The organism is Haloferax sp. s1 (assembly GCF_058382125.1).
Genome location: NZ_JBZRPK010000633.1, coordinates 1 through 10902, shown reverse-complemented (window position 1 = coordinate 10902; position 10902 = coordinate 1). Strand labels below are relative to the sequence as shown.

At 60.7% G+C, this 10902-nt stretch carries 15 protein-coding genes, 2 tRNA genes and 1 pseudogene; 17 read left to right on the top strand and 1 reads right to left on the bottom strand.

Annotated elements, in window-relative coordinates; translation table 11 throughout:
- From QT222_RS13910 to QT222_RS13895, 4 genes are all read left to right on the top strand, one after another.
- Positions 1–740, top strand: a 740-nt coding sequence (locus QT222_RS13910) for a COG1361 S-layer family protein (protein ID WP_491477504.1), incomplete at its 5' end; no start/stop codon positions are given.
- Positions 741–761: 21 nt separating this feature from the next.
- Positions 762–3227, top strand: coding sequence for an efflux RND transporter permease subunit (locus tag QT222_RS13905; RefSeq protein WP_491477503.1), 2466 nt, complete (start codon positions 762–764; stop codon positions 3225–3227).
- Between the two features lie 240 nt (positions 3228–3467).
- Positions 3468–3875: a DUF7575 domain-containing protein gene (locus QT222_RS13900; protein WP_491477502.1), complete on the top strand. Its 408-nt coding sequence runs from the start codon at positions 3468–3470 to the stop codon at positions 3873–3875.
- Between the two features lie 17 nt (positions 3876–3892).
- Positions 3893–4582 carry a TetR/AcrR family transcriptional regulator gene (locus QT222_RS13895; RefSeq protein WP_491477501.1) on the top strand — a complete coding sequence of 230 codons (690 nt, stop codon included), beginning with the start codon at positions 3893–3895 and terminating at the stop codon, positions 4580–4582.
- 167 nt (positions 4583–4749) lie between these two features.
- Here QT222_RS13895 and QT222_RS13890 read toward each other — a convergent pair whose 3' ends face one another.
- Positions 4750–5097, bottom strand: a complete 348-nt coding sequence (locus tag QT222_RS13890; protein ID WP_004060272.1) for a thioredoxin family protein — start codon at positions 5095–5097, stop codon at positions 4750–4752.
- A gap of 206 nt (positions 5098–5303) precedes the next feature.
- Here QT222_RS13890 and QT222_RS13885 point away from each other — a divergent pair.
- The 13 genes and pseudogenes from QT222_RS13885 to QT222_RS13825 form a co-directional block, all read left to right on the top strand.
- A tRNA-Ser gene (locus QT222_RS13885) sits at positions 5304–5388 on the top strand.
- 23 nt (positions 5389–5411) lie between these two features.
- A complete protein-coding gene (locus tag QT222_RS13880; protein ID WP_004060271.1) occupies positions 5412–5912 on the top strand; it encodes a 30S ribosomal protein S13 in 501 nt (166 codons plus the stop codon).
- A complete protein-coding gene (locus QT222_RS13875; RefSeq protein WP_004060270.1) occupies positions 5909–6436 on the top strand; it encodes a 30S ribosomal protein S4 in 528 nt (175 codons plus the stop codon). The genes QT222_RS13880 and QT222_RS13875 overlap by 4 nt, the downstream gene beginning before the upstream one ends.
- Positions 6433–6825, top strand: coding sequence for a 30S ribosomal protein S11 (locus tag QT222_RS13870; RefSeq protein ID WP_004060269.1), 393 nt, complete (start codon positions 6433–6435; stop codon positions 6823–6825). The genes QT222_RS13875 and QT222_RS13870 overlap by 4 nt, the downstream gene beginning before the upstream one ends.
- Positions 6826–6831: 6 nt before the next feature.
- A complete protein-coding gene (locus QT222_RS13865; protein ID WP_004060268.1) occupies positions 6832–7614 on the top strand; it encodes a DNA-directed RNA polymerase subunit D in 783 nt (260 codons plus the stop codon).
- Between the two features lie 144 nt (positions 7615–7758).
- Positions 7759–7843 (top strand) — tRNA-Leu (locus QT222_RS13860).
- A 26-nt stretch (positions 7844–7869) separates the two neighbouring features.
- The gene (locus tag QT222_RS13855) at positions 7870–8220 is read left to right on the top strand and encodes a 50S ribosomal protein L18e (protein ID WP_004060267.1); all 351 of its coding nucleotides are present in this window, start codon (positions 7870–7872) and stop codon (positions 8218–8220) included.
- Positions 8217–8654, top strand: a complete 438-nt coding sequence (locus QT222_RS13850; protein ID WP_004060266.1) for a 50S ribosomal protein L13 — start codon at positions 8217–8219, stop codon at positions 8652–8654. Before QT222_RS13855 ends, QT222_RS13850 begins: the two co-directional genes overlap by 4 nt.
- Positions 8648–9046 carry a 30S ribosomal protein S9 gene (locus QT222_RS13845; protein ID WP_004060265.1) on the top strand — a complete coding sequence of 133 codons (399 nt, stop codon included), beginning with the start codon at positions 8648–8650 and terminating at the stop codon, positions 9044–9046. The genes QT222_RS13850 and QT222_RS13845 overlap by 7 nt, the downstream gene beginning before the upstream one ends.
- Positions 9047–9058: 12 nt before the next feature.
- A complete protein-coding gene (locus QT222_RS13840; protein WP_004060264.1) occupies positions 9059–9253 on the top strand; it encodes a DNA-directed RNA polymerase subunit N in 195 nt (64 codons plus the stop codon).
- Complete coding sequence (locus QT222_RS13835; protein WP_004060263.1) at positions 9250–9426, top strand: DNA-directed RNA polymerase subunit K; 177 nt, start codon at positions 9250–9252, stop codon at positions 9424–9426. Before QT222_RS13840 ends, QT222_RS13835 begins: the two co-directional genes overlap by 4 nt.
- 4 nt (positions 9427–9430) lie before the next feature.
- The gene (gene eno, locus QT222_RS13830; RefSeq protein WP_004060262.1) at positions 9431–10630 is read left to right on the top strand and encodes a phosphopyruvate hydratase; all 1200 of its coding nucleotides are present in this window, start codon (positions 9431–9433) and stop codon (positions 10628–10630) included.
- Positions 10627–10902: pseudogene (locus QT222_RS13825) on the top strand (30S ribosomal protein S2); the annotation flags it as partial. The gene eno and the pseudogene QT222_RS13825, both read left to right, overlap by 4 nt.

Below are 10902 nucleotides of genomic sequence, written 5' to 3'. Positions count from 1 at the left end.
AAGCAGACGACAGAACACTCCGCGTCGGTCGAGAGGCTACCATCCATGGCACCGGCACTAACGCCGGGCCACAGACCGCCCAAGAAGCCGTACTCGTCGTCTCCGCGAAGTCCCATGACCCGATCGTCAAGGAGACGGAGTATGCACCCGGAACGCTCGAAGGCTGCGACACGTCTGACTTCTCGTTTTCCGTAGAGATGACTGACTCCGCCGACGCCGGCCAGCGGCAACTCAGCTACGTTGTCGAGTACCGCAACACCAACGGCGACACCCAGCAGTCGAAGTCGCTCCTGATGAACGCCGAGGTGAAGCACAAACAGAACCTGTTCGACGTGACGCCGAAAAGCAGGTCTCTCGAAGCGGGTGGCTCGAAGGTCGTCACGCTCGTCGTGACCAACAACGGCGACGAGACGTACCGTAACATCGACGCGGAGGCGAGCGCTGACAGTCCGCTTTCGCTCGCCGACGAAACCGCCTTCATCGACGAACTCGCTCCCGGTGAATCGACCGAGATTCCCGTCGAACTGAGCGCGAGCTCTTCGGCGAACCTGAAGACCTACTCGTTCGACATCGACTTCCAGTACGAGAACGAGGACGGCGAGCAGAAACTCTCCGAGCAGTATCCCGTCCCCGTCGAGGTGACCGACTCGTCGGGTGGTGGCGGTCTCTCGATGTCCCTCGTTGGCGGCATCCTCATCGTCGGGCTCGGTATCGTCGGCTTCCTCTGGTACCGCCGCTAACCGCCCCACTTTCCCCTCACAATGATTGACTACGAAGTGTACGTCGACCGCCTTGGCGAGTACATCGTCACGAACCCCGGCAGAGTCGTCGCGCTGTTCTTCGTGCTGACACTCGTCTTCGGTGCCGGTCTCGGGAATATCTCGACCGACGCCGGAACCTCGCAGTTCACCGAGGACTCGCCTGCACAGGAAGCGCTCGATGACGTTAACCGTGAGTTCAACCCGACGTTCGAGACGAGTTCCGGGAGTACACAACTCATCCAACGGGACGAGAACGTGCTGTCGAAACCGGCGATGCTCGACATGTTGCGGCTCCAAGAGCGCGTCTTGGACCGTCCCGGCCTTCGCACCACCTCCGCGTCGAGTGTCGCATCGACGGTCGCTCAGACGCTCGACCCGTCGGCGGAGACGCTCGACGAGCAGATTGACGCGCTCGAATCGGCGTCGCCGAGCGAAGTCCGCGCCGCGGCCAAGCGGGCAACTGCGAACCCGCAGGTTGCGTCGTTGTTGAGCGACGATTTCAACCGTGAATCCGTCAGCGCCTCTTCGACTATCGGCGTCGTCAGCCACGAGGTTCCCGGACTCTCGTCGACCGCCGGGACTTCGGGAACGAGTCCGATGACCGGTATCCAAGAAGAGATACAGACGATGACCTCCGTCGCCGACAGCGACATTCGCGTGTTCGGCAGCGGTATCATCTCCAGTGAGTTGGGGAACGTCATTTCCGACTCGCTGTTGCTCGTCGTCCCCGCGGCGGTGCTCCTCATCTTCGGGTTCCTCGTCATCGCGTACCGCGACCCTATCGACCTGCTACTCGGGGTTATCTCGCTTCTCTTGGCGGTTATCTGGACGTTCGGGTTCATGGGTCTCGCAGATATCGCGTTCAGCCAGATGCTCATCGCGGTTCCGCCGCTTCTCTTGGCGGTCGGTATCGACTTCGGGCTTCACGCAGTGAACCGCTACCGCGAAGAGCGCGTGAAGGATATCTCCCCCGTTCCGTCGATGCGGACGACCGTCAAACAACTCTCCATCGCGTTCTTCATCGTCACCGGGACGACGGTCCTCGGGTTCCTCGCGAACGTCACGAGCGACCTCGCACCCATCCGCGACTTCGGTCTCGTCGCGGCGGTCGGTATCCTGTTTACCTTCCTCATCTTCGGGGTGTTCCTCCCGGCGGCGAAGCTCTATGCGGACCAACTTCGCGAGCAGTATGACGTCCCCAAATTCGGGTCGACGCCGCTGGGCAACGAAGGCGGGCTACTCGCCCGGGTGCTTTCTGTCGGTGTCGTCATCGGCCGCAAGGCACCTCGTGCGTTCCTCGTCGGTATCCTGCTGACGACCGTCGTCGCGGGTGCATACGGGACCGGCGTCGATACGACGTTCTCACAGGAAGACTTCCTCCCGCCGGAGGAACAGCCCGCATATCTGCAAGACCTCCCTGAGCCGTTCAAACCCGGCGTCTACACCGTTACGAAGGACCTGAACTACCTCGAAGACAACTTCGAAACGACGCAAGGCGACAGCGTGACGATTTACGTCGAAGGGAAACTGAGACGGGACTCCGCGCTGGAAGAGCTATACCGCGCCGGTACGAGTCCGCCCGACTCGTTCGTCACCGAGGACCGCCGTGCTGAATCGAAGAGTATCATCACGGTCATCCAGAGCTACGCGGCTCAGGACCCCGAATTTGCGGCACTCGTCGACCGGAACGACGCCGACGGCAACGGCGTCCCCGACGACAACCTCGAAACGATATACGACGAACTGCTCGCCTCGCCCGTCTCCGGGCAGGCGTCGTCGTACATCACCGAGGATTACCGCAAGACTCGCGTTGTCTACACGGTCGAGGCCGACGCCTCGCAGGACGACATCGTCGCCGACGGGAAACACGTCGCAGAAGAGCTTCGCATGAAAGGCACTGCGACCGGAAGCACGGTCGTGTTCAAGGACATCTCTGATACTATCTTCATGTCCGCTATCGAGAGCCTCACGGTCGCACTCTTGGCGACAGCACTGTTCTTGATTCTCATCTATCAGCTCCTCGAAGGACAGTGGACGCTCGGCGTGGTCAACCTCGTTCCCATCGTCGTCTCGCTCGCGCTTCTCGCGGGGTCGATGCGGTATCTCGGTATTCCGCTGAACGCGTTGACGGCGACCATCCTCTCGATTGCAATCGGGTTGGGTATCGACTACTCCGCCCACGTCGTCCACCGGTTTGCCGACGAGTACAACGACTCCAACCTCAACGAGGCGCTGCACATGACCGTCAGCGGGACTGGCGGCGCACTGACCGGGAGTATGCTGACGACGACGACCGGTCTCGGCGTCCTCGCAATCGCAATCACCCCCGTCCTCGGACAGTTCGGCGTCGTGACCGCACTGAGTATCTTCTACTCGTATCTCACCGCGCTCGTCGTGACGCCGCCGACCCTCGTGGTCTGGGAACAGCTGACGCAGCAGACCGAATCGACTCCGACAGCACCCTGATAGCCCACGACCAGAACCACTCCTGAAACAGCCCCACTATGCCAGAACCACGCGCCAAACAACCTTTTTCGACTCGGCCGCCTGCAACGCGCACGGTGGCTCCGGTCGTTTACCCCTGCCCATACGCTCGAATCGTCCGCAGAACAGCCCCACGGTGAATCACACGCCAACCGAACTCCAACCCCCACACGACACATTACAAACGGAACTCACATGACCAAGAACCACCCGAACCAAACTATGTCCAAACGCGCAATGGTTCGTCCATTGATTGCCGCAGTGCTCGGTATCCCCATTATGGGGTTTGGCCACCTCTTCCTGCGGCGCTGGCGACGTGCCTTGCTCTGGATGGCGCTTGCTGTCTCTGTTGGCCTGTTGTTTGTCCCTGAGAGTGCGCGCGAATTGCTAATCACCAGTGGGTCGGTACCGCCTCTCATGGATGTCCTGCCTCTTCTCGTGGTGAATCTCGTAAGCGTGGTCGACGCATTCTTGCTCGGGATGAAGCAGGTCGCCGAATCGACCCGCGCTGAAATGCTCGATGAGGACATAGAAACGGTCTCTTGCCCGCAGTGCGGGCGCGAAGTCGACCCGGGCCTCGGCTTCTGTCACTGGTGTACAACCCGCCTCGACGAACCGATAGACGACTGAATTACTACGGACACAATATGGACGACGAACGAATCGACACCGGGCGAAGCGAGACCGAGCAGGCGATTATGGACGCCACGCTCAGAGCGCTCGCAAAGCACGGTTACGCGGATCTTTCGATAAAGAACATCGGCACGGAGTTCGAAAAAAGCACCTCACTCCTGTACTATCACTACGAGAACAAAGACGAACTGCTCTTGGCGTTTCTCGACTACATCATCGACTTGTTCGTCGCGAGCATCGACCCCGATGCGGACGACCCCGACGCGGAGCTTCGAGAGTTCGTTGAGTACGTTCTTCCCCCGGAAGACGGGCCAGATACGTGCGATACGATTCCACCCGCAGTGCCGTTTCACGAGGATGCAGAACCGTTCCAACGAGTCATCTTCGAGCTTCGCACGCAGACCATCCACGACGAGGCGTACCGCGAGAAGTTCGGACGCATGGAGTCACACATGGTCGAGACCGTCACAGCGCTTATCAGGAGAGAGATGGATGCCGGGAACTACCGCGAGATGAATGCGGAAATCATGGCCGAGAACTTGATGGCGTTTCTCTTTCGGAGTCTCGACGTTCGAATCACAGGAACGAGACCCGAGTCGGCACACATGATGCGTGAATCAGTGTACTTCCTTCTCGACAACGTGATGCCGAAAGGAAGCCACCCAGAAGACGCGGCGAGAGAGCAACGCGACTTCGACGCCTGACATCCGGTTTCTGTCCGCTGCTTTCCTTCTCCGACACTCGTTCGCTCGTCCTGCTCGCTCGTTCTTGCTCGCTCGTTCTTGCTCGCTCGTCCTGCTCGCTCGTTCTTGCTCGCTCGTTCTTGCTCGCTCATTCCCGCTCGCTCATTCTTGTTTGCTTACTCTCGCCCTTACTCTGGCCGTTCGACGAAGTCGACGATAGCCTGTGCTCCCTGAAACCCGTCTGCAAGTCGGTCGACGAGTGCTCCATCTTCGAACAGCAGTAGCGTCGGAACGCTCCGAATCGTGTACTGCTCGGCGACGGCCATGTCCGTCTGCGGGTTAATCATCGCAACGACCACGTCGGTCGCCTTTGCGACGTTCCCGAGGACAGGCTCGATGCTCTGACACAGCGTACACCCTTTCGTGTAAATGTCGAGGAGGACGCGGTCGTGTTCGTCGACGAGGGCGTCTAATTCAGCTACTGTCTCGATTCGAACGGGCTTCGTCGGTGCGCTGGCCGAGTCTGTCGAACTCATTGGCCGGAATACGTAACTGTAGTAGTTATGATTTTGGTGAATTGTCATACCACACCACAATTCGGTCGTAACAGGCGGTGTCCCGGCGTCACACGCGAGGTCCCTTTCGTGATGTTTAAGTAATGCCCCCGTCTCGTAACGCATGCAATCGCTGTAGGGGAATGTAGTCCCCGAGTCCGTATGGGCGAAAATAACACGAACGCAGTGTTGCGGTAGCCAAGCCTGGCCCAAGGCGCTGGGTTGCTAACTCAGTGGCGTCAAGCCCCCGGGGTTCGAATCCCCGCCGCAACGCTCACAATACGACTCTCCAAGTCATGAGTGCAGAAGAACCACAGGACGGCTCTCCGGAGGAGGAAGAGGACCTCCGTTACTTCATCCGAATTGGTCAGACCGACCTTGACGGGACGAAGACGGTAGAGCGCAGTCTGACGGACATGAAGGGTATCGGCAAGCGCGCAGCGCGCATCATCGCCGACGCCGCGGAAGTGGACCGAACGGCGCTGTTCGGTAAGCTTCCCGAAGACGAGATCGACTCCGTTGTCGGTGTCGTCGAGAACTTCGAGGACCACGTACCTGAGTGGATGGCAAACCGGCAGAAGGACTTCTTCTCCGGAGAGACCAACCACATCACGGGTTCGGACCTCGAAGAGAAGCGGCGGCATGACATCAACCGCATGAAGATGATCAGCTCCTACAAGGGCGTTCGACACCAGCGCGGCCAGAAGGTTCGCGGCCAGCGGACGAAGTCCACTGGACGTACCGAAGGCACCATCGGTGTCAACGTCGAGGAGATCAAAGAGGCGCAAGAAGAATGACAACGGGCAACAACACAAAGTTCTACGAGACGCCCAACCACCCGTTCCAGGGCGAGCGCATCGCTCAGGAAGCGGACCTCCTCTCTCGGTATGGTCTCAAGAACAAAGAGGAACTCTGGCGTGCGCAGTCCGAACTGCGTAACATCCGCCGTGAGGCACGGAGCCTTCTCGGTCAGGCCCAGGGTGACGTCGAAGAAGCCGAGGCGCTTGGTGCCGAGTTCATGGCACGTCTGCGCCGCTACGGGATTCTGTCTACGGAAGACGACATTTCCCAGACGCTGCGTCTCGACGTAACGGACATTCTCGAGCGACGGTTCCAGACGATTGCCTACCGCAAGGGTCTCGCACAGACTCCGCAGCAGGCACGTCAGTTCATTTCCCACGGTCACGTGACCGTTGGCGGCGCTCGAACGACTGTTCCGTCCCGCAAGGTCGAAGTTGACGAAGAGGACACCGTGGCTTTCGACGAGACGTCGAAGCTCTCGGACGAACTGCACCCTGAGCGCGCGGAGGCCCAAGAATGAGCGAATCTGAAACTGGTGACAAGTGGGGCATCGCCCACGTCCACGCATCGTTCAACAACACGCTCATCACGGTCACTGACATCACGGGCGCCGAGACGATTGTCAAATCGTCCGGTGGTTCCGTCGTCAAGCAGAACCGTGACGAGGCATCCCCGTATGCGGCCATGCAGATGGCAGAGAGCGTCGCCGACCAGATCAAGGCGGCTGGCATCTCGGGTCTGCACGTCCGCGTCCGTGGTCCTGGTGGAAACCAGAACAAAAGCCCCGGACCCGGTGCACAGGCAACGATTCGCGCCCTCGCTCGCGCCGGTCTCGAAATCGGTCGCATCGAGGACGTGACGCCGATTCCGCACGACGGAACTCGCGCGCCCAAAAACAGCCGACTCTAAATCACCATGGCAAACGACTTCGAGGTCGAGTTCATCGAACGCGAGGACCGACGCGCCCGTTTCGTCGTGAACGGTCTGACCCCGGCACTAGCCAACGGCATTCGCCGGGCGATGGTCGCCGACGTGCCGACGTTCTCTATCGACACCGTTCGGTTCGTGGAGAACACATCGGTCATGTTCGACGAGATGATAGGGCTTCGTCTCGGTCTGGTTCCGTTGACCACGCCCCTCGACGAGTTCGAGCCAGGTGACACTGTCACCGTCGCGCTCGAAGTCGATGGGCCGGCAACCGCATACTCTGGGGACATCGAATCCGCGGACGAAATGGTCGTTCCTGCGGACGAGAACATCCCAATCATCGAGCTGAAGGAGGGCCAGCGCCTCGAATTCGAGGCTGACGCCGTCCTTGGTTACGGAAAAGACCACGCCAAGAATCAAGGCGGGGTCGCCGTCGGCTACCGACACCTCCAACGCGTGGAGGTCGTCGGCGATGCTGGCGAGTTCGAGGAACAAGAGCCGAACATTCTCCGTGGCGTCATCGAAGAGGCCGCGGCAGAACACGCGGACGACGAGGACGCCGAAGACGGCGACCTCGTGGTCACAGACGAGTTCGGTAACGACCTGACGAAGCGGTACCCCGGCAAAGAGGTCGAAGTGCACGACGTGCCGGGAGCGTTCGTCTTCAGTGTGGAGACGGACGGTTCCTTCACCGTCGACGAGCTCGTGAAGCGCTCTGTCGCCTCCTTAGGTGACCGCGCAGCCGAGCTCGAAGAGAAGGTCGCACTGTAAGAATGAATACTGCCCCGTCTCAACACCGACGTTCGCCCACCCCGAGAGCAGCCGCAGCCACCGATAGCGTGGCGTGCGACACTCTCGCGGCACCGGGTCGGACCGAAGGTGTTTTTACGGGGCATGAAGTACAGCGGAATGCTTGCAGGGATAGCCAAGTCTGGCCAACGGCGCAGCGTTCAGGGCGCTGTCTCATAGGAGTCCGCAGGTTCAAATCCTGCTCCCTGCACTCCGCTTTCTCTCTGGAGGTAGACAATGAGTAAGACGAACCCGAGACTCAAGAGTCTCATCGCCGAGCTGAAGGCGGTCTCGCGTGAGTCCGGTGCCAACGTCTGGCAGGATGTCGCGGACCGTCTCGAAAAGCCACGGCGCACCCACGCGGAAGTCAACCTCGGTCGTATCGAACGATACGCCCAGGAAGACGAGACCGTCGTCGTGCCCGGCAAGGTGCTGGGTAGCGGTGTGCTGCAGAAGAACGTCACAGTCGCGGCCGTGGACTTCTCGTCCACCGCTCGAACGAAGATCGAGCAGGTCGGCGATGTCGTGACACTAGAACAACTCGCAGAACAGAACCCCGATGGTTCCAACGTACGGGTGATCCGATGAGTTTCGCCGAATTCGACGCAGATGTCGTTGTTAACGCCCGAAACTGCATTATGGGTCGTGTCTCCTCGGAGGTCGCACAGCGCGTCCTCGCAGGCGAGACAGTCGCCGTCGTCAACGCGGAAGACACCGTCATCACGGGCTCGGAAGAGGACGTGATGGGTAAGTTCCGCAAGCGCGTCGAAGTTGGGTCGGACCAGGGTCCCTACTACCCGAAGCGTCCCGACCGAATCTTCAAGCGTGCTATTCGCGGCATGCTCCCGTACAAGAAGCCCCGCGGTCGCGAGGCACTTTCGAACGTCCGCGTCTACGTCGGCAATCCGTACGACGAAGACGGCGAGATGCTCGAAGACACCTCGCTGGACCGCCTTTCGAACATCAAGTTCATCTCGCTCGGAGAAGTTTCCGAGAAGCTGGGTGCTAACGTCACATGGTAACGAACACGTCCGGTAAAAAGAAGACTGCAATCGCTCGCGCCACCGTGCGCGAGGGTGAAGGTCGAGTCCGTATCAACTCCCAGCCGGTCGAGCTGGTCGAGCCGGAGATGGCCCGTCTGAAGATGCTGGAACCCTTCCGCATTGCAGGCGAGGACCTCCGCTCGCAGGTCGACATCGACGTGAGCGTCAACGGCGGCGGCGTGGCCGGTCAGGCCGACGCAGTCCGCACCGCGCTCGCTCGTGGCCTGGTGCAGTACCTGAACGACGCGGAGCTTCGCGACGCGTACATGGAGTTCGACCGTTCGCTGCTGGTCAACGACGTTCGTCAGTCCGAACCCAAGAAGTGGGGCGGACCAGGCGCACGCGCTCGTTACCAGAAATCCTACCGCTGAGGTGATCTAACCATGATGATTCCCGTCCGGTGTTTCACCTGCGGCACAGTGATTGGCGAACACTGGGACGAATTCAAGGCCCGTGCTCGCGACGGTGACGAGGACCCCGCAGATGTCCTCGACGACCTCGGTGTCACCCGTGCCTGCTGCCGGCGGATGATGGTGTCGCACAAAGACCTCGTGGACGTCGTGTCACCCTATCAATGATACAACGGTACAACCGATACGAGAAAGCCCGCATCCTCGGCGCGCGAGCGCTGCAGGTCTCCTACGGCGCACCTGTGCTCGTGGAGACTGAGCAGACCGAACCTATACTAATCGCCGCTGAGGAGTACGACGCAGGTGTACTTCCGTTCACCGTAAAACGAGAGGGCAAGTGACAACATGACTCGAATCACATCCGTATCTCTGCGCCGCGTGCTCGACTCCCGTGGAAACCCGACGGTCGAAGCCGACGTTCTCACCGAATCCGGTGGGTTCGGTCGTGCTGCGGCCCCAAGTGGTGCATCTACTGGCGAGTACGAGGCAATCGAACTGCCGCCGACCGAAGCCATCGCTGCTGCACGACGACACGCTGTTCCCCGACTCGTGGGCGAAGTCCACGCGGGCAACCAGCGTGAGGTCGATGCCGCACTGCGCGCTGCCGACGGTTCCGAGAACTTCTCGGAAATCGGCGCAAACAGTGCTGTCGCAATCTCGATGGCGGCCGCAAAGGCCGGTGCCGACGTGCTCGGTGCACCTCTGTACCAGCACCTCGGCGGTGCGTTCCGCGGCGACAACTTCCCGACGCCGCTCGGGAACGTCATCGGTGGCGGTGAACACGCCAAGGAAGCGACGAACATCCAGGAGTTCCTCGCCGCACCGGTCGGTGCGCCGAGCGTCTCCGAGGCCGTCTTCGCCAACGCGAAGGTCCACGCCCGCGCATCCGAGATTCTCGATGAGCGCGACGTGCCCGCCGCAAAGGGCGACGAGGGTGCATGGGCACCCGCCGTTTCCGACGCCGACGCGTTCGAGATTATGGCTGAAGCCGTCTCCGATGTCGAGGACGAACTCGGCTTCGAGATTCGCTTCGGACTCGACATCGCGGCGTCCGAAATGTTCGAAGATGGCGTCTACCACTACGGTGACGAGACGAAAACGACCGACGAGCAGATCGACTACGTCGCCGAGATGGTTGACGAGTACGACCTCGTCTACGTCGAAGACCCCCTCGACGAGAACGACTACGAGGGATTCGCGGAACTCACAGACCGTGTGGGCGACCGCACGCTCATCTGTGGTGACGACCTGTTCGTCACCAACGTCGACCGCCTGCAGGACGGCATCGACGTGGGCGCCGCGAACTCCATTCTCATCAAGCCGAACCAGATCGGGACGCTGACCGACGCATTCGATGCCGTCGAACTGGCGGCCCGAAACGGGATGGACGCCGTCATCTCTCACCGCTCCGGTGAGACGGAAGATACGACCATCGCACACCTCGCCGTCGCCACCGACGCGCCGTTCATCAAGACTGGCACGGTGCAAGGCGAGCGAACCGCCAAACTGAACGAACTCATCCGCATCGCGGACGACGCAGTATGAGCGACAACGAAAACGACGCGGTGGAGGTCGCCGACGAGGAACCCGAGACGGAGACCGAAGCGGTCGCCGAGACGGGCACCGACGAGGCCGCCACCGAAGACGAGACAGTAGAGACCGCCGAGGCGGCCGACGAGGCTGCCGAGGCAGAAGAAACGGAAGAGCCGGAACCGGCCTTCGACGAGGACGTTATGCCCGACGAAGACGCCGACCTGCTCATCCCGGTTGAAGACTATCTGGCTGCCGGTGTCCACATCGGTACCCAGCAGAAGACC